The organism is Glutamicibacter sp. AOP38-B1-38, assembly GCF_052377485.1.
Lineage (GTDB): Bacteria > Actinomycetota > Actinomycetes > Actinomycetales > Micrococcaceae > Glutamicibacter.
The window spans coordinates 16,320-33,199 of record NZ_JBQSWU010000027.1 but is presented as its reverse complement, the minus strand read 5'-3'; the positions used below and the strand labels follow the sequence as shown (position 1 = coordinate 33,199).

Sequence of the window (16,880 nt, the reverse complement as noted above, 5' to 3'; positions counted from 1 at the left end):
GCGCAAGCTTAAGCACCTGCCCCACCAATTCATTTAGATTCCTGGTCGATGGGCAATTCCAGAACGTCCGCCAGAGCTGATAAAAATGAATTGGTACGACATTAAACTTTTGGAGCATTTTGATTGGATTTAGAATGCTCGCGTCCACAACCACTCTGGACGCTGAGCAAAAAATAATAGGAATCTTCGAGAACTGGTTCAGGTCTCGAAAATTCGACGATCTGCCCGCTTCAGATGCCCGAACGGAAAACTCCAAAGGACAGACCCTCCGGCATCAGTACCGCGTCATGGAGGACGGCACGAATGCCTACCGCTGGCTCCTTACCGAGGAATGGGAAAAAGCACACTGGCAAGAAGACGGGCTAGATCAAACCGCGCGCACACGCATCACAGTCACTTCTCAAGGCGACAAAGTGTGGGTGCTCGCAGACATACTTCCACCACTGGAAAAATCGCGCTACGGGGGCGACAGGCCACGTGATACGACTACGCCTGCTTTCATTCAGCCCTTGTTGAAAGCCGTTGATTTCCATGACGGAGATTCCCCCCTTTCTGCTGGACACTCGCTTGTCCGAACGGCGGAAGGACTAGACCTACTTCTCAACACCATCCAGGATGAGAACCGGCGCGGGATGGTTCTTGTCACCACCCCGCCAGAAGACCAAACCCCGGAACGCTGGCAGGGTACGGTTCATGACGTATTGAAAGGTATGCACGGGTTGACCAGCATCCATATGGTTGCCGGCGAAAAGCTCGACGCTTTCAACTCCTGGATGGGAAACGCCCACGGAATAGCGCCCGGAAGCATCAGAACCTACAAAGCCTCGGTTGACCTCGACAACCGGCTCGATGGGCATGCCCACCGGATCATGCAGAAGCACCGCATCTATTCGGAGGCTTCTCATCGTCTCAACCGTTTGCTTCGCCGTTCGCTCATCAAGGAGTTGGCCGGCGTTGAACTTCCCGACACTCTACGCCGTGCAGACCTTGAATTCCGCAAGCCTGTCCGTCACCGACAAGAATCATCGGTCTTTGAACAGGCCGTCGAAACAGTCAATCTTCAAAACGAAAACACCGAACTCAACGAACTGCTCGATGCCTCCGATACAGAGAACGCTGTACTTCGCGCGCTCACGGAGGAAATCGAGCAAAGCAACAGGGAACTGTTGGACGAAACTGACATTCTGAACTTCGAGATTTCTGCCAAACAGGATGAGCTAGACCGCGCTCATAGTGAAATCCAAAGGCTCAGGCACAAACTGTGGAGTACTGGCGATCAAGATGCGTACATCGAGCCGGCCCCAGAAGAACAGAGCGCTCCGCCCGAGAGCTTCGATGAACTTTTGAAACGAATGGTCGAATTGCCTGGTGTGCACTTCAGTGGCAATGAGGAAATTACCAGAGAACTGGACGATTTCAGCGATCTGGGCGAAAGCGTAGTCCAGAAAACTTGGGAAGTACTGCGCACTTTTGACGCTTATGCAAAGGCTCGAACCGGCAAAGAATTTGATGGTGGAATCTTCCAATACCAGCGGAATACCGAGCATGGATTCTACATGCGCATTAGACAGATCAGTGCCCAGGAATCAAACACGGTTCAGCAGAATGGCAAGATGCGCGATCAAAGGCTTTTTCCTGTGCCTGCTGAAGTTGATCCTTCAGGACAAATGCTCATGTATGCCCACGTGCCTTTGGCGACCAAGCGAGGTCGTTCCCCACGGCTCCATTTTGAAGACACCTGGGCATTCAATGGACAAATCACCATCGGGTATATCGGCCCGCACCTTGACAACAAATCCACGAACTGAGAGGACAGCACATTGGCACAACCATCGACCCAACCCACACGCACCCCAAAAGAACTGGTCGCGAAAGCGATCAAAGAGTGTAGTGAGCAGTCCTCTGAGTTCCGCATCTATCCTCGGGAACTAAGCCGGGAGACCTACGCGCTACTCATCTTTGCCTGCTCGGTACACTGCCCGATTGAGCGAGTTGCTGAAGAGAGATTCCGTGTGACCTCCATGACTGAGAAGGGCAAAACCTTCTCGATCAAAGAGGGGGATGACTTCCGTCGGGTATTCAAGCTCATGATCAAGGCCTTCCTCCCCGGCCCGGATCAGCGCATGCCCTACCTAAGACGATCTGAGCAGTACGCTGAGGCTTGCTTGTCCACCGTCGATGAAATGCAGGAGAATAGCGGTTCACTGCCACTGCTCTCCGATATTTTGCCAACACTCAACACGGAAGCTGGCTCCGACCAGGAAAGCACCGACGAGACCGCTGGTGATGAAAAGAAAGATCCACGGGATCAGCTTGACCCTCCGTCGTCGGCAGAGATACAAGCCAGCCTGCCTACTCCAACCGCTAAAGAGAACGAACCCTCGGCATTCGATGAGATGAGCGCCGAACAGAAGATCGACGCGATTCAACGAGTTCTGGGCATCACCAAGAAGACCCGTGAAGAGCAGGCGCAACGGGAAAAGACCATCATCAGGCTTACGGAACGGGTGAGTGCGCTCGAAGCTCGAACGGAGGAGCTGAAAAGGGAGAACGAAGAGGCGGAAGAAGCCAAGACCAAACTGCGCCGAGAGTACGACGACTACAAGCTCAAGGTTCGGTCAGTACTTCTCGACTAACTTCTTGAAGCACTGAAAGGGCGGGGCACTACGAATTTCGTGGTGCCCCGGCTGTTGTTTAATCCAGTTCGAGGAATGGGGCAGGAAAATATTTGTCGTACTGGCAGCACACAATAGAAGTGAACAACTACTAGCCCACCCGAAAGGTGCCGGAAAAACTAATGTCCGATATTCGCCAGAATTTGGCCAAGAGTCCTGAAATTCAGAACCTTTCGATTGATCCGCGGAGTGTCACTCAAATTGTCATTGATGCACGCCGTGGCACCTCAGAGAAGCCCTTGTCGCCTTGGCAACATCACACGCGCTGGTCAGCCAAGGATGCTGGCATCATGTGTGAACGTATGCGCGAGCTGTACCAATCGCCTTATGCATTACTGACTACGGCTGAGCTGATTTCACGGGGTAACTTCGTCTTCCCCCCAGGTACTGATCCTGCGCGCAGTACTGCTCAAAGATACCTTGATTTCTGGGCTTCTGATGATGTTCTCATCGGCTTCCTGGATGACCCGACCGCCGATATGGTGCTTGCATCCAGCCTCAGCGCACCTCCTGGCGTGCTTCATGAAGACGAACTGATCGCACCACGTGGCATCGTCTTCTTCCAAAACCCGACCAGGATGTTCGAGGATATTTTCACCGACCTCCCGCCTGAGGAAATCGTTCCAGTGCGCGCAATTGCCTGGGAACTGCCTGTAGAGCAAGGGCAGAAATTGGTCTCGCTCACCACCTACTTTGATGGGTCGGAGCAGGTATTCACTGAGATTCCGTTCGAGGGCTATTCGGCTGAAGAACGTGCCCGGACTGAAGAATTCATCGCCAAAACAGCTTCTTATCTGAGCACTGGCCTGATCAATAATATCGTTCTAGACCTGGTTGAGGACGAACCAAAGACCAGCTCGCAGAGACTCATCAATTACCTACGCGCCCTGAATGCTATCTCCCAGTCACCCCGCACTAGCTCCATTACTAAGGCCGTGGCCGTCGCCAAACGCAAGAAAGGGAAGCGTACTTACACCAAGGAACGCCCAGTCACGATCATGTCACTGCACAAGCCTGAGACCGCACAGTATGAACTAGACGGCGTGCGAGGCACTGTCCAGCGTCAGCATTGGGTACGAGGGCACTGGCGCAAGCAGTGGTACGCCACTATGGAAGACCACCGCCTGAAGTGGATCGACGGTTTCATCAAGGGCGACCCGGAACTGGGAACAGTGAATGCGCGGAAAGTCACGAAGTTTTAACCCCTCCTGTCACACATGGAACGTATCGCCAGGATCTATTTGAAGAGGGGATGAAGGTTTTCCTGTCGGCACACAATTAGGCTGAAATAACGAACAACTCAAATTTAGGAGAAATCATGGACTACCCGGAGACCGCAACTCATGTAGTTAAATTCGATGACGGAAAAGTTGCTTGGTGGGATACTGCACTCGGCTACTTTGGAGGCGACGACGACGTAGTGGCCAACGCGATCATGTACGCCGTCTACGGATGGACTGTCCGCCTCGGCGCAATCAACGTTGGCGCTAACAAGACGACCCCACTAGGTATTGCTGGTGCACTGGCATCCTACGAGCCAGGGCGAGCGTTCTTCGTGGTGATACCCGAAGAGGTGGTAGAGCAGGCCTTCAGTAGTGAAGACGAAGAAATCAACTCGTAGTCCAGTTTTGGGGTGCCGAAAATGAAAATTCAGATTAGCCTGACCGTGGAAATTGACCCTGAAGCATGGGCCAGCTTCTACGGAATCGAAAAGCATGATGTACGCCAGGACTTTAAACGATGGGCAGTTCAAAAGATTCTTGAACATCCAGAAGGTCTGGTTTCACCAGCTCCGAAGAACGCTTCCACTGATTAGCGCTAAAGACTGGCCTCAACGTTCATCGTAAAATCGTTTGGTCTAGCTCTACGCTGGTTTGGTTTCCGAAGTTCCTTGACGATTTTTTGAGGACAGTTTTCGATATTTTTCTCCTGAATTCGCCACAGCCTCTATTTTTCGCATACATCTATAAGCATGGACAGAAACGATTCGTCATGGCGTGCACGGCAACCGAAAGGCACAAGTGCTGGTGGACAGTACGCCACCATGCGCTCCAATGAAGCCCGCATCAGCCTGATCAACAACAAGCATCAGATGAACCAAACCCTAACGAAGACTCTGAACGAGTTTGACGGCCTCATGGTCGACGGAGTGCTGACGGGTCGTGACGGCCAGTTTCAGGTCAATTTCATGTCCGCCAACGAGGATCAGCATCTCACTGACGGTTTGGCCATGCTCGAAGAAGAGGCGCGAAAACATGGATTCTTTGAGCTAAAGGTTCACCCCAACGCTTTGGAAGACTTTGACACCCCTGAACAGTCAGCTGGGTTCTTGAGTTCAGCCGGATACAAGTTCGATGGTCAGTCCTACGTGAAGGAACTGCGACAAAGACCAGCCGACATAGCTCCCGAGCCAGCGCCGGAGCCGGCACCTGTGAAGCCAGCGCCGGCACCGAAACCACCACGGCCTGATGTGGTGAAACCTTCTCCTGCCCCAGAGCCACCCCCTGCGCCAGAGACCAGCAGTGGAACGCTCTCGGAACGCGGAGTACCCACGGCGGAGATTACTGAAAAGAACTACGACGGTAGCGTTCCTGTTCCCGCTCATTTGACCGCTAAGTACCAAGAACTCATTCGCAACATCAATGACCCCCAGGGCGGAGAGCAGGGAGCTGTCGCTTTCGGTGCTCTACTAGCCAAGCGAGCGGACGTTCTAGCCGGGTTTGATGTTGAAGCAGAAGCAGAACGCCTTCGTAAAGACACCATGCGCATCCGCAATGAAATCAAAGACGGTCTGGTGGCTTCCCGTGGTCATGCAACCATGGACGGCATCTCATCTCGGTTGGAGTGGAGGGTAAAGTCGGCCGACCTTAGCGACCCGACTCTGAAAGTGAACAACACTAAACTGCGTGACGCGTACCGGCAGACGCTTGCGGAGATTCGACCAATGGGAGGCACGGCACAGACCGGTAAGCGTGCACAGAAGAAAGCCATTTCGTACCTGAACGAAGCAACCAAAAACTTCCCAACTGAATGGGTCGAACGCTCAAACACCCATGGAAACCCCCTGGTTCCCAAGATGAGCACCAGGCGCGCACACTACATTCCCGCACGGCTGAGCCAGGACGGGCTGACCGCTCCGCTCACTATGAACGAGGAAAGCTCCTATGTAGATGGGCAAGCCGGTGCGGTCGCCGTGGCCACGCATGAATTCACTCACCGGATGGAAGACGTAGTTCCTGGCATCTATCACCTAGAGAACCAATTCCGCACCAGGCGTACAACGTTGCCTAATGGGCGACTTGAACCACTTGTTCCCATCTATCGGCACACACCAAGAGAGAAAGCGCGCGTCGATCACTTCGCCAGCCGGTACATGGGCAAAGTCTATGGTTTCGGCGGGTATACCGAGATTATGTCTACAGGCACAGAGGCGCTGTTCGGTGGAGAATATGGCGGGTTGACGGGAATGAGCCGAGGCACATCTGCCGACAAAGACATGAGAAATTTCATTCTCGGTGTCCTGGGCGGGCATACCGTGAAGAACTAAGTAAAGGAAGGCGGCTTGAATGCCTAGACAACCGCGAATCTATTCAACTGCGGTAGACATTTCCGCGCGAACCCAAGGGGATCGCGTACAAGCATTGCTGGCGCTAGCCTACGAGCTTGAGCACGACGGCTCCGATCAGCGCATGTTTGCAGATGCCACCACGTTCTTCAGTGAGCAAGATCAGAAGCTCAGCAAATCGACTTGGTGGAAGGTTCGAAACTCTAAGTACCTGGTCACCTCCTATTCTTTCCTTTCCACCCTGGCTCGCTTCCTAGATGTGGAACCTCAAGTGCTCACCCGCGAGCACGCTGAGTTGCCGGTAGATATGGGGGAGGGGATGACAATGCTTCATGATGCCAAGGTTCGAAGGATCATAGATTTCGTGGAGCAACAGTTCGGCGCTGTAGATGACCAGACTCGCCTGAAGCTTACGCAGGCGCTGGGCTAAATATGTGCGCTGAGACGGGCCGTTCCTGACACTGGTTTGGGGCGCTCTCACGGTAGTGATTTGCCGTTTAAAGCCAGGCAAGAATGTTGTGCACGAGTCAACTCCCACAGACCGGCATGATGGGAATTGAGAAACAATCAACTTCTAAAAGGGGAGCCTGTGACCATGAATGGCGCGAGCGCACTAATTTCTACTTCTGTCAACGGAGGCGAGACCGGACAGAAGGTCGAGAGAACCTTCAACGAAATGTGGAATAGCGTCATCGCCTCTGATCCGCAGACCGAAGACGCAGTGTTCGTTGTCGGCCTCGCGTGGGTCATCCTGGCTGCCTGTGGCGCACTTTTCAGCTTGAAGAAAGGCTGGAAGAAAGCAGGCATCAGTTTGTTCTTCGCTGTTATTCCCGGCCTCTTTCTGATGTTCCCGCAACAGACTCTTCTAGCTTTCCTCGGGTTCCTCGGTTTCATTTGGGAATTCATCGGTCGCTTCGTAGAATTCGTCACAAACTTCAATTCTTAGTTCCTCCGGCCAACAACAGAAAGACTCACGGTTTTCCCATATGGCAATGATCCGAGTTTCCGACCTTAGCGGAAAGCGAGACGCAGAAGTCCTCCAATTCTCAGTTGGAGACGAGACTTTCGAAATTGACGTGACCTACGAAGAGAAAAGCGTCATGGAACAAACGTTGGGCAAGTTCCTGACCGTTGCCCGCAGAAAGCCCTCAAGCGCTAAGAATCTGCCGACACGGGCAATGGAGAGTAAAGCAATCAGGGAATGGGCTGAGGCCAACGGACATGACCTCAGCCCTCAGGGCCGATTGCCTAAGCGCATCATCGAGCTGTATCGGAATCGCTAGTTGAGAGTTTCTGAGACCGCCACTTTGACTGGTGGCGGTCTCTTGGTTTAAAAGGACTGGCCTCCCGTACCCTTGGTTGGGTGGGAGGCCTAGCTGGCAATGTGGGCGACTAGCAGTGGTCGAAACCGTAAGCCAGGTTGTAGAGACCGTTCACCAAGTTCTGCACGCCCAATCCAGCTTCGTGGCGTTGCTGAATCCTCTTCAGCTCTCGGTTGTACGTATCGACTTGTTCGTCGGCCCAAATCGCGCCATTCCAGCGTCTCTCACCGAAAGGCACCGGTTCAAAGCCGGTGATACCTGCTGGGAGGGTTGTGGTTTGTGCCATGGTGCTCACCTTTCAAAGGCTGGTGCTCTGTCGAGCGGTGCGCCTGTCCGGGTGACCGGCGCTCACTGACCATGTGTGTCTGGCGGAGAGAAGTTTTCGGCGTAGCGGGTCGCGCCTTTAGTTTCCCCATGGTTCTAGGACAAGCCCGTTTCTATGGAATTGCTGTGCGGTTGAGCGCCAACAGCGAGAAATAACCCTGACCCAAGGACATTCCAATTTTTCACTCGTAGGCTTCCAAGTGTGGAGGAAATATAACCACCGAAACGGAGGCACGAATGAACATTGATCTTAATAGGATTGACCACACTGAAGCCGTCTCTAGGCTGTCCTTGTTGGGCATAACCCGCGAAGCATTTGAAACCGCGCGAGGGCATGATGAAACCTTCCCGACTTCATACGACGTGCGGGAAAAGACTCCTGACAGCTGGGTGGCTTACTACGACTGGCCCGACTTGGAATCCTGGGCTAAGCGGTACATCGTCTCTCGCTAGACGCAAAAACAACGGTGGGTATCAATTTTGATGCCCACCGTTGTTGTGTTCAGATGAGGCTAACCGTCTTGGGCTTTCACTAGCTTCTCAGCTTGCAGTTCCATGTATATGTGGTGGTGTGCGTCTTCTTCATCGGTATCTGATTGTGCATGGGTGCGGATAACCCATGAAGCGTCCTCTGTTTTTCCCATGATTCTGAATAGGTCCGCCGAGGACTCAGCCTCTTTGCAGGAGGTCTTTTGCCATATGTCGTCTTCGACCCAGTAACGGGTGACTTCGGTGAACTCTTCGACGGCATCAAAAATTGGATCTTCAGTCAGCGTGTCGAGCTGAGTTCGAATTGACGTTATTGCATCTTTGGCTTTCTTCCACTTTTCGTCTGCGATCTGTTTGTCTTGGTCGCTGTAGTCTCCGAACTGAGCCTGGTAACCAAAGTCGCTTCTTCCTCGTTCGGCCATGCAAAGAACTTCTTTCAGCCCGTCTACAAGATCTTTCGAGAAGCGTAGGGTCAGTGCCATGAATGTTTCCGTTCTCGGTGGGCGGTTCTGTGTTGACCGCCGTGCACTCATAATGTGTGGCATTTGGGAACGTTTTCGTTGCGGATACGCCCAGGGTGCCAGATCGTTTCGAGAATTCTCTAAAGTTTTTTCGCCAAGAGTCGCCACACCTGCATTTTTTCGCACACATCTATAAACATGAGTAATCAAAGCCGAGTTCAACGTGGTGTGCGAGAAGGCGGACAGTACACATTCGGTCGCCAAGCAGAGGCGAGTGTGTCACTGATTCAGTCGGCTCCGACCGCAACGGACGATACCCGTACCCAGACCATTGCCGATCCCGAGCCGACCGTTCAGCCCGAGACCCTGACTATCAATCCCGATTTTGGTCAGGAACGAGCGGATCTTCTTGCTTCCAAGGGCTACGTTCCAGCAATCTCCGTCGACAAGATTCAAGAGAGTGAAGCCCGAGATTGGTGGGATAAGCACGAAACTCTAGGCGAATATGGTGAGCGCAATCGTTCGGTTATGCGTATGCCCAACAACGCCACCCCGAACATGACCCCAGGCCGTGGCGACGGTGGTACTCGCATGACCCATAGGCGCACCTACGAGGGTGGCGGTACTTCCATCAGGATGCCTTCCGTTACGTCAATCCGCCGTGCTAGCGCCTTGAACAATGACGTGACCATGGCGGTGCCTGTGCGCTACAAGGACGACCAGGGCAACGAAGTAGAGTGCGACGTGCACGTTACCCAGTCTGCGCCTGGACGATGGCACGTATCTGCCATGGGAGTGGAAGACGAAGCCCTATCGGCACACATTTCCGAGTCCGTTCAGGCTTCGCTGGAAGCGCGCCGTATTGGCAATGCCCTACAGAATGTTGATTGGGCTGAGCGTCGTCGGCAGATGCACGCATCTGAAGGCAAGATTCTTCATCCGTTGCCTAATGGGTCTTCATTTGTTTCCGGGGTGGCCTATAACCGTGCCAGTGGTTTACTCGTCATGGAGATGAATGGCCGACACTATGGGTACAACATTGACCCAGCAACTTATCGACAGTTGTTGGAGTCTTCTTCTCCGGGAAAGGTCTACAACGAGCTGATCAGAAAGCGCACTGGCAGTACCCCCGTTCAGCAGTGCGAAAAGTGCCAACGCTTCACCTCGGCCAAGGAACCGCACCGTTGCCCAGGGTTCCACAAAACCTTGAAGGGAACTGGTGCTTCGGCAACGCGAAGCGCCCGCCAACGTGCTTCCCTTGTGGCCGAGCGTCAGGGTTCGACGCTCTATAGAGGCAAGGACGGATCAGCTTCGCCACGTTCAGCTTCGCCTTTGACTGTCTGGGATTCCCAGACTGTCAACCATGTAACGAAGGATTCAGGTTGGACGCGTCCTGCTGTCCAGGCGTTGGAGAATGGCCACATCTATGAAGTGGACTCGAAGAATAACCACTACGGTTTCCGCGGGGTTGGCCGGCAGACGGCAGGGAACCTCTACCGTTCCTTGCCGAGCCATGTCCTGCATGCCTCGCATCATGGAGCGCCACCGCTGTCAAAGATGCTTCATCTGACCAAGAATTTTAGCAGTGTTGAGGTTCTTGGTCGGTTGAACTCTCCGAACTCGAAAGATGAAGGTGTTCAAGGCACCGGCCTGCGTATCCGCGACTCGAACCTTGTCGCCAATATGCGTTCTCTGAGCGGAAAGGTCAGCGGTGAAAAGCTAGATCAGCAGATGTGGCTCAAAGTTTCTTCCGTGACTGACCTGCCGGTTGGTAAGACTCTCCCGAAGACGCGGATTGTCCGCACAACTGAGGGCGAGGAAGCAGTTGAGTTGAGCTGGGTCTAATTGGCCGGTTGCGGGGCGAAGGATTTTCTCCCCAGTGGCACACAGTGTAGGTACAAGCGATCTCTTCCAGCAGGGATGAGGTTCAAGGATGAGGAGGGATGAATGGCTGTTTCAATGAATAGCATCATCTGTCTATGCCATTGCACTCAGGATCACGCTAACCTACTCGGAGAAGCAATTGGAATCCGGGCCGGCAAACGTCATCTCCGGTTGGAGGGGTTCGCTGAAGCCTACGCTTTAGCTCACCCAGCCGAGCAAGTCACTGTGGCATCAGAATTGGCCAAGTGTGGTTGGAATGCAACGACTGCCAAGCTACACAGTGCCGACTACCGTCAGGCGGTAGACCGTGCGTGGGTTCATTCGCAGACGATCCACGGAGAGGAATGGCCCATCGAAGTTGCCCAGGCGTTCCTTGATCCGACACAGCCAGTTCCAGAAGGATTGCCGAAGGCCGTAAAGAATCTTGTGTGCCCGATGCCTGATGAGGGATTCGTCGTCAGCGACAAGTTGAGGCTCACGACCTACCTGCCCTGGTTCCGTTCCAAAGGTGCGCTGATCGTTCACCAACAAGACCAGCCTTGCGATCAGGCCACCAGCCAAGACCAATACATCCATATCGGCTCCGGGAACTCGGCCAAGAACTATTTAAAGGCCTCTGAAGCAGTTCTTCAGTCGCTCACCACTAAACTTAACAGCTAAGGAAAACACTCATGTTGAAAGTTACTGAAAAGAACGAAATCCTGGTTCACAACGACGGAGCAGAATTCCCATTTGCCATGATCACCCGCGCAGATGGTGTCGAAAAGACTGTTTTCGCTGATACGCGAACCGACCTGTTCACGTTCTTCATGCCCGGATATGACGCACTGAACGATGCCGATGCTCAGGAGCAGTTGCAGTCGTTTGCAGAGGTCACCTGCGCACAGCTTCAGTCTGGGGCGGTAGCCAGCGCCGAGGGGTTCGACCAGGACAACTACACCGAGAGCCAGTTGAATGCGATCTTCGGGGAACGTGGGCTTCCTACGGTGCTCAAGGAATGGACTCGCGACGAGCCTTTCCCTCTGTTCTTAGTTGCAACTCTGCATGAGCCATATTCGGCAACGGTTCTTCCCGAAGGTGGCAACATCGTCCTGCTGAATCCTGAGAACGAGACCACTTTGCTGGAATCCCTTGAGAAGGCAGGTCTGATTCGCTTGATGATCAACCAGGATGCGTTGAACAACTACTCCGACCAGCCTGACACTTTCCAGAACGATGAGGCTTGGGCTGACCCTCGCTTGCTTGGGGTCTGGGATGCAAACAGCTAACCCGAAGATTGGCACCTTCCTTCAGAACTGAAATCACGCTGGAACACCTGCGAAACAACGCCAGTGTTCCAGCGTTTTTCCTTACCTGAAATCTTCTGTGCCAGGGTCACCTCGCACAGACCGGCATGATGGGTTTCAGAGGACGATTGGCTACCATTCAAAGGATTCATCATGGATTATTCGGCGCTATCCGAAGAGCATCAGAAGCTCAAGCCTGAAGAGATTCTTGCTCTGCCTGAATACCAGGCGATCCTAGCGAGTCGGGCCAAGCTCCCGGAAGATATTCAGCGCCTGTATGGGTTCATTGACCACCTCTACATCCACAAGGTCTCCAACGCGCACATTCACCCCGATAAGCCGGTGCGCCATGACATTCAAGATGTTCTCCGCATTGATAACGAGAGCGCGTACTCCCTCTTCGTTGAAGAGGAAATCAAGGCGTGGGCTGAATACGGGCGTAAGGCCTCGGACGTGGCACGGGTCGCGCATCTATTGAAAACTCACGGGCATGCATCCGTCGCTATTGATACCGACTTCGCGCGCGTTCGAGCCACCTTCCGTGACTCTATGCAGGGCTTCTCCGCATCCTTCCGTGTAATCCCGCGTGAAGTACCTACTCCTGAAATGCTGGACGTTCCCGAGGTAATTCAGGTTCAGGCCAAGCGTCGCTCCGGCCTAATCTTTGTGTGTGGCCCATCTGGATCAGGTAAATCTACGCTGAACCACTCTCTTCTGGGCAAGATCAACCGTGAGACCAACCGACATATCTACACGCTTGAAGACCCTATCGAATACCTTCACAACGAGGCCGGCGCGTCATCTATCGTCCAGAGAGAGATTGGCACCCACACGCCAAGCTACGGCGCTGGTGTTGCTGATGCGCTACGTTCCAAACCACACGTCATTCTCGTGGCCGAGATTCTGAAACCTGAAGATGCCCGTGCGGTACTCCGAGCGGCCTCCACTGGACACCTTGTACTGACTACCTCGCACGCTGGTTCAGTCCGCGAAGCTATTGAGTCTTTCGTCGCGTGGTTCCCTCCTGAAGAGCAGGAACAGACCCGACGACGCTTTGCCGATGTTCTGTTAACTGCCGTGGTACAGAAGCTGATTCCTCGTACTGATGACACGTTGTTTGCGGTTCGTGAGATTCTGACGAACACTCCGAATACTGCTGATGCCATTCGTAATGACCGATTAAGTGGAATCCAGCAAATCATCGTTTCCAATGCTGAGAAAGATTCGAACAGCATGGAGCAATCCCTGGCGCGCGCTGTCCGCGAAGGGCTGGTTTCCTTACCTGTCGCGAAGTCCTTTGCCCGTGATAGTGGTGCACTCGATGAAATTCTCGGCCAACTGCAACAGGCCGATGAACTGTCCAAGCCTAAAGCCGGACGCTTCCGTCGCTAAACGGACTTACTTTACTTCCCGAAGGATCTATTCATGACCGAAGTTGCTGAGAAACCAGCTACGAAACGTAAGCCGTTCATCACTTTCACTCCTGGCAGACGGGCTGATACCAACACCATCGCGAGAAGCCTACGTTCCCTGAGCCTGCAACTTTCGCTGTCCACCAGCGAGCAGACGGCCCTGTTGACCATTGGCGAGCAGTACCGAAAGTACGACATTGGGCACAAGTTCATCAAAGCCTCCAACGACATGGTGGCTAACGGAACTACACTTAGTGAGGCGCTAGCCAGCATCGACATGATTCCCCTGATTTCACGTCAGCTCATCGCGTCTTCGCAGAACACCTCCCAGCTCTACGCCAACATCAAATCCGCAAGCGAGATGGTTGCCGATTCTAAGAGCGTGAAAAAGCGTGTTTGGGGGGCGCTCATTCCATCCATCTTCAATGTCGCGGTCACTCTCGCTTTTATGTTCGTCGCAGTGAACTTTATTGTTCCGAAAATGATCGAGGTATTTGGTAATTTTCAGGCTGAAACGCCGGCAACAACCTACGTGCTCCTAGCGGTGGCTGAGGTTGTGAAGTGGACGGTCGCCACAGTCTTCATCGTCACTCTCGTATTCATGCTCTGGTGGACGGCCTTTGGTCGGCGCTCCGAACGATTCCGCACCATCATGGACAAGGTTCTCATCCGAGTTCCATACATCGGAGAAGTGCTGATGTATTCCTCAACAGGCCGTTTGTTCAACGGGCTCGCGCTCAACCTCAAAGCAGGCATGTCCGAAACCGAAGCGCTCAAGAACTCTGCATCGGGATGCGGTAACGACGCGATCCGAAGTGTTTGCATGAAGCACACCAAAGCCATGGTGAACGAGGGCGCTTCGTTCAAACACTTCGTAGACTCGAAGTTCTTTCCGCCAGGTGCCCGTCAGCTCGTTCTTGCTTCATCGACTTCGTACCAGGCTGTGGAATTATTCGAAGAATTTGCGCCCTCCTACCAGAACGAATCCAGGCTGATGCTTGAAACTTTCTCCGAAACATTGCGCCCCTCGGTAAATTTCATCACTCAATTGTTGCTTGGAATAACAATCGTGATGGTGGTATTCCCGATGTTCCAGATTTATCCAGCGCTACTAGACGTGGACAGCGGTTTGCAATGACTACTGAACCTCAAGTTTTTGGTATCAGTAAAGAGCCTGCCGTGCTCTTTGCTTTGGTTCTATCCACCGCGGTTTCCTCACTAGTTTCGCCGGTCATCATCTACCTAGGCTTGCCCAATTCCGACGCTTCGTTGACTTCTACATTCGCTTACGCAGTGGTTGCCTTGTTAGGTGCATTGCTGGGTCTGCTGAATGTCGTCGATAGCGTTACCCGACGAATTCCCAACCAGGTTCTCCTAGCCTTCACCGTCGTACTGGTACCGCTCGTGCTTGCTCAGACTCTGGTATCCAGCGAATGGGGCAAGCTCGGATTAGCTATTGCAGTCTCGGCTGGCTGGTTTGTTGCCATGTTGATATTCACAGTGGCAAAGCCTGATTCCTTTGGCGGGGGAGACCTCAAGGCCATTCCCTTGGTCATGCTCCCTCTCGGACTCTTTGCGTATTGGGTACCTCTTCTGTGGGTGGTGCTGTCGCTGGTCTTCGCAACCTTCCACTCAACACGCAAACGATCCTCCACCGGAGGGAAAGTGCCGTTCGCTCCTTCTATGAATATTGCCCTTCCTATAACGCTCGGAATCTATTCCCTGATCACGACTATGGCTACCCTGCCCACGTCGTAGCTCCCTAGTTTTGAGGCTCAGTTACATGGCCGGCTGAGACCTCACGCATCTATGGCCACTAATGAGAAAAGGAATACAACATGCAGTTCTCTACCCAGGACACCGCCATTGCCGTTACTTTGATGGCTGTGCTGACCCTTGGCGCACTTGCTGCGGTCTTCGGTGTCGTTCCAGCAACCCAGGATCGTGCGGCCCGAAACGCTGTTGCTGAAGCTGTCACCGCACAGGCTCTGTGCGCATCCGAAAAGTCCACGACCGGTGCACTGGCGTTCTGCTCACGCGAAGAGCTGGCTAGCACTGGCTACCTGCCGTCCGCTTCCAATGAGGAAGGCGAAGATGCGCTGAGCATCACCACCTCCGGCACCGGAACCACCGCTTCCTACGTCATTAACGTAACTTCCAAGACCGGCAAGCAGTTTCAGGCAACCAACGAGCGCCAGACCCCTATCGAGGTCAACTAATGCTTGGTGGGAGTCAAAGTGATCCTGCCTGACTCCCACCGACCTGCTCTTCCCTCTAATCTGCACCTTCTGGAAGGTCTCATCATGTCCTTGACTTCACGACTGCGTGAAGCGCTCCGTGATAAAACCGGGTCGATCATGATCGACTCAGTAGTATCCTCGGCAACGCTAGCGATCTTCACCGTTTCAACTGTCGTGATCTTCGCTGTGTTTCTCACGCATTCCAGTGCGAATGCAGAGAAGCTTGACCGCGACCGTACAAACAGAAATGCGGTCAGCCAGATCGTTGCCCTCAAAGGTGACGAACTGACCAGCTCACCAGAAATCCGCACGTATGACGATGAAAGCGTGAAAGTCTGGACTGAAGATTCCAACGGGCAAACCGTCATCTATGCTTCCAACCCAGAATGCAACGCTCCCGAACTCAGCGGATGCCGTTATGCTTCCCAGCACCTGATTTCCGGGCAAGGTTCCGTAGCTGACGATATGAAGCGCGACATTCGTATCACGGATGATTCAGGTACCGAATATGACCTCAAAGTACCTGCTGATACAGAATCTATTCGATACCTATTCACGGAAGTTCCAGTGGATGCAACGCTGACCGTCCACCCTGGCGAAGACACCGATATCGGACTGCCACTTATGCGCCAGGACATTGCCTTACCCGGCGATGATCAAGACAGGAACAAAGACGGGGAATTGAAATACGTCACTGGTGTGATTGAGCTTCCTGAAAAAGTCAGCAACTGGCACACCATCACGATTGAAGTGCGCAACAAAGATAAGAGAAAAGTAGCAGTCAAACCGTTCTTTTACACCTTAGATAAGGCCGAATAGTTCATGGGAAACATCAGGAAGTCGCTACTTTCGAAACTTCGGAGCGAAGACGGAAACGTCGCAGGCGTAGCCATAGCCTCCATCTTGGGGTCTGTTGTACTCATTGCTTTAGGTACAAGCATCACGACCTCCAACACTGTGATGACCGGAGTTTTCGAACGCATCAACACCAACTCCGACATATCCCGTGAGCTACATTCCCAACTAGAGAACTCTGACCGTTGGCACGGCAAGGAACACACCGAATCAGTCACTAAAGACACGACTTCCAATGGTTCTGTCTCGCGCACTGAACACTATTCGAAGAGCGGTGGAATGCTCCTGCTCGGCTACGACACTGCCGGGAACCCCATATGGGGTAATGCCGGCGACGATGAAGCAACTTGGAAGATCGGGTTCTGAC

20 protein-coding genes are annotated in these 16,880 nt (G+C 53.3%); 18 read left to right on the top strand and 2 right to left on the bottom strand.

Going from position 1 to position 16,880, the window contains the following annotated elements; all coding sequences use genetic code 11:
* Nucleotides 1-134: 134 nt before the first annotated feature.
* From ACT3TP_RS14940 to ACT3TP_RS14900, 9 genes are all read left to right on the top strand, one after another.
* Nucleotides 135-1,808 (top strand): hypothetical protein, encoded by a 1,674-nt coding sequence (locus ACT3TP_RS14940; RefSeq protein ID WP_444620899.1) that lies wholly within the window; start codon nucleotides 135-137, stop codon nucleotides 1,806-1,808.
* Between the two features lie 12 nt (nucleotides 1,809-1,820).
* Nucleotides 1,821-2,636 (top strand): hypothetical protein, encoded by an 816-nt coding sequence (locus ACT3TP_RS14935; protein WP_444616535.1) that lies wholly within the window; start codon nucleotides 1,821-1,823, stop codon nucleotides 2,634-2,636.
* A 161-nt stretch (nucleotides 2,637-2,797) separates the two neighbouring features.
* Nucleotides 2,798-3,877, top strand: a complete 1,080-nt coding sequence (locus ACT3TP_RS14930; protein WP_444620898.1) for a hypothetical protein — start codon at nucleotides 2,798-2,800, stop codon at nucleotides 3,875-3,877.
* 116 nt (nucleotides 3,878-3,993) lie between these two features.
* On the top strand, nucleotides 3,994-4,296 hold the full coding sequence (locus ACT3TP_RS14925) for a hypothetical protein (RefSeq protein ID WP_443452452.1): 303 nt from the start codon (nucleotides 3,994-3,996) through the stop codon (nucleotides 4,294-4,296).
* Nucleotides 4,297-4,317: 21 nt separating this feature from the next.
* Nucleotides 4,318-4,491: a hypothetical protein gene (locus ACT3TP_RS14920; protein WP_444620897.1), complete on the top strand. Its 174-nt coding sequence runs from the start codon at nucleotides 4,318-4,320 to the stop codon at nucleotides 4,489-4,491.
* Nucleotides 4,492-4,647: 156 nt separating this feature from the next.
* Nucleotides 4,648-6,222, top strand: coding sequence for a hypothetical protein (locus ACT3TP_RS14915; protein WP_444616531.1), 1,575 nt, complete (start codon nucleotides 4,648-4,650; stop codon nucleotides 6,220-6,222).
* A 19-nt stretch (nucleotides 6,223-6,241) separates the two neighbouring features.
* Nucleotides 6,242-6,670, top strand: coding sequence for a hypothetical protein (locus tag ACT3TP_RS14910; protein WP_444616529.1), 429 nt, complete (start codon nucleotides 6,242-6,244; stop codon nucleotides 6,668-6,670).
* A gap of 159 nt (nucleotides 6,671-6,829) precedes the next feature.
* The gene (locus tag ACT3TP_RS14905; RefSeq protein WP_444616527.1) at nucleotides 6,830-7,186 is read left to right on the top strand and encodes a hypothetical protein; all 357 of its coding nucleotides are present in this window, start codon (nucleotides 6,830-6,832) and stop codon (nucleotides 7,184-7,186) included.
* A gap of 40 nt (nucleotides 7,187-7,226) precedes the next feature.
* Complete coding sequence (locus tag ACT3TP_RS14900) at nucleotides 7,227-7,523, top strand: Lsr2 dimerization domain-containing protein (RefSeq protein ID WP_444616525.1); 297 nt, start codon at nucleotides 7,227-7,229, stop codon at nucleotides 7,521-7,523.
* Between the two features lie 109 nt (nucleotides 7,524-7,632).
* On the opposite strand, the gene ACT3TP_RS14895 is transcribed toward ACT3TP_RS14900, so the two are convergent.
* Together ACT3TP_RS14895 and ACT3TP_RS14890 are read right to left on the bottom strand one after the other, a co-directional pair.
* Nucleotides 7,633-7,848: a hypothetical protein gene (locus ACT3TP_RS14895; RefSeq protein ID WP_444616523.1), complete on the bottom strand. Its 216-nt coding sequence runs from the start codon at nucleotides 7,846-7,848 to the stop codon at nucleotides 7,633-7,635.
* Between the two features lie 550 nt (nucleotides 7,849-8,398).
* The gene (locus tag ACT3TP_RS14890) at nucleotides 8,399-8,857 is read right to left on the bottom strand and encodes a hypothetical protein (protein WP_444616520.1); all 459 of its coding nucleotides are present in this window, start codon (nucleotides 8,855-8,857) and stop codon (nucleotides 8,399-8,401) included.
* Nucleotides 8,858-9,034: 177 nt separating this feature from the next.
* On the opposite strand from ACT3TP_RS14890, the gene ACT3TP_RS14885 reads away from it, so the two are divergent.
* The 9 genes from ACT3TP_RS14885 (at nucleotide 9,035) to ACT3TP_RS14845 (ending at nucleotide 16,879) form a co-directional block, all read left to right on the top strand.
* The gene (locus ACT3TP_RS14885; RefSeq protein WP_444616518.1) at nucleotides 9,035-10,681 is read left to right on the top strand and encodes a hypothetical protein; all 1,647 of its coding nucleotides are present in this window, start codon (nucleotides 9,035-9,037) and stop codon (nucleotides 10,679-10,681) included.
* Nucleotides 10,682-10,945: 264 nt separating this feature from the next.
* Entirely contained in the window at nucleotides 10,946-11,380 is a 435-nt protein-coding gene (locus ACT3TP_RS14880) for a hypothetical protein (protein WP_444616516.1), read from the top strand.
* Nucleotides 11,381-11,391: 11 nt separating this feature from the next.
* On the top strand, nucleotides 11,392-11,988 hold the full coding sequence (locus tag ACT3TP_RS14875) for a hypothetical protein (protein WP_444616514.1): 597 nt from the start codon (nucleotides 11,392-11,394) through the stop codon (nucleotides 11,986-11,988).
* Between the two features lie 171 nt (nucleotides 11,989-12,159).
* Nucleotides 12,160-13,398 carry a type IV pilus twitching motility protein PilT gene (locus ACT3TP_RS14870; protein ID WP_444616512.1) on the top strand — a complete coding sequence of 413 codons (1,239 nt, stop codon included), beginning with the start codon at nucleotides 12,160-12,162 and terminating at the stop codon, nucleotides 13,396-13,398.
* A gap of 33 nt (nucleotides 13,399-13,431) precedes the next feature.
* Complete coding sequence (locus ACT3TP_RS14865) at nucleotides 13,432-14,556, top strand: type II secretion system F family protein (protein WP_444620896.1); 1,125 nt, start codon at nucleotides 13,432-13,434, stop codon at nucleotides 14,554-14,556.
* Nucleotides 14,553-15,176 (top strand): prepilin peptidase, encoded by a 624-nt coding sequence (locus ACT3TP_RS14860; RefSeq protein WP_443452465.1) that lies wholly within the window; start codon nucleotides 14,553-14,555, stop codon nucleotides 15,174-15,176. Before ACT3TP_RS14865 ends, ACT3TP_RS14860 begins: the two co-directional genes overlap by 4 nt.
* Before the next feature lie 80 nt (nucleotides 15,177-15,256).
* Entirely contained in the window at nucleotides 15,257-15,637 is a 381-nt protein-coding gene (locus ACT3TP_RS14855) for a hypothetical protein (protein WP_444616509.1), read from the top strand.
* An 84-nt stretch (nucleotides 15,638-15,721) separates the two neighbouring features.
* Nucleotides 15,722-16,477, top strand: a complete 756-nt coding sequence (locus ACT3TP_RS14850) for a hypothetical protein (RefSeq protein ID WP_444616507.1) — start codon at nucleotides 15,722-15,724, stop codon at nucleotides 16,475-16,477.
* Between the two features lie 3 nt (nucleotides 16,478-16,480).
* Nucleotides 16,481-16,879 carry a hypothetical protein gene (locus tag ACT3TP_RS14845; RefSeq protein WP_444620895.1) on the top strand — a complete coding sequence of 133 codons (399 nt, stop codon included), beginning with the start codon at nucleotides 16,481-16,483 and terminating at the stop codon, nucleotides 16,877-16,879.
* The last annotated feature ends 1 nt before the right edge of the window (nucleotide 16,880 follow it).

Bases quoted from the DNA above. Each gene is read 5' to 3' on its own strand.
- ACT3TP_RS14845 (WP_444620895.1), top strand. From the start codon at position 16,481: ATGGGAAACATCAGGAAGTCGCTACTTTCGAAACTTCGGAGCGAAGAC.
- ACT3TP_RS14855 (WP_444616509.1), top strand. From the start codon at position 15,257: ATGCAGTTCTCTACCCAGGACACCGCCATTGCCGTTACTTTGATGGCT.
- ACT3TP_RS14865 (WP_444620896.1), top strand. From the start codon at position 13,432: ATGACCGAAGTTGCTGAGAAACCAGCTACGAAACGTAAGCCGTTCATC.
- ACT3TP_RS14890 (WP_444616520.1), bottom strand. From the start codon at position 8,857: ATGGCACTGACCCTACGCTTCTCGAAAGATCTTGTAGACGGGCTGAAA.
- ACT3TP_RS14885 (WP_444616518.1), top strand. From the start codon at position 9,035: ATGAGTAATCAAAGCCGAGTTCAACGTGGTGTGCGAGAAGGCGGACAG.
- ACT3TP_RS14940 (WP_444620899.1), top strand. From the start codon at position 135: ATGCTCGCGTCCACAACCACTCTGGACGCTGAGCAAAAAATAATAGGA.
- ACT3TP_RS14925 (WP_443452452.1), top strand. From the start codon at position 3,994: ATGGACTACCCGGAGACCGCAACTCATGTAGTTAAATTCGATGACGGA.
- ACT3TP_RS14870 (WP_444616512.1), top strand. From the start codon at position 12,160: ATGGATTATTCGGCGCTATCCGAAGAGCATCAGAAGCTCAAGCCTGAA.
- ACT3TP_RS14910 (WP_444616529.1), top strand. From the start codon at position 6,242: ATGCCTAGACAACCGCGAATCTATTCAACTGCGGTAGACATTTCCGCG.
- ACT3TP_RS14915 (WP_444616531.1), top strand. From the start codon at position 4,648: ATGGACAGAAACGATTCGTCATGGCGTGCACGGCAACCGAAAGGCACA.
- ACT3TP_RS14875 (WP_444616514.1), top strand. From the start codon at position 11,392: ATGTTGAAAGTTACTGAAAAGAACGAAATCCTGGTTCACAACGACGGA.
- ACT3TP_RS14930 (WP_444620898.1), top strand. From the start codon at position 2,798: ATGTCCGATATTCGCCAGAATTTGGCCAAGAGTCCTGAAATTCAGAAC.
- ACT3TP_RS14895 (WP_444616523.1), bottom strand. From the start codon at position 7,848: ATGGCACAAACCACAACCCTCCCAGCAGGTATCACCGGCTTTGAACCG.
- ACT3TP_RS14920 (WP_444620897.1), top strand. From the start codon at position 4,318: ATGAAAATTCAGATTAGCCTGACCGTGGAAATTGACCCTGAAGCATGG.
- ACT3TP_RS14850 (WP_444616507.1), top strand. From the start codon at position 15,722: ATGTCCTTGACTTCACGACTGCGTGAAGCGCTCCGTGATAAAACCGGG.
- ACT3TP_RS14900 (WP_444616525.1), top strand. From the start codon at position 7,227: ATGGCAATGATCCGAGTTTCCGACCTTAGCGGAAAGCGAGACGCAGAA.
- ACT3TP_RS14860 (WP_443452465.1), top strand. From the start codon at position 14,553: ATGACTACTGAACCTCAAGTTTTTGGTATCAGTAAAGAGCCTGCCGTG.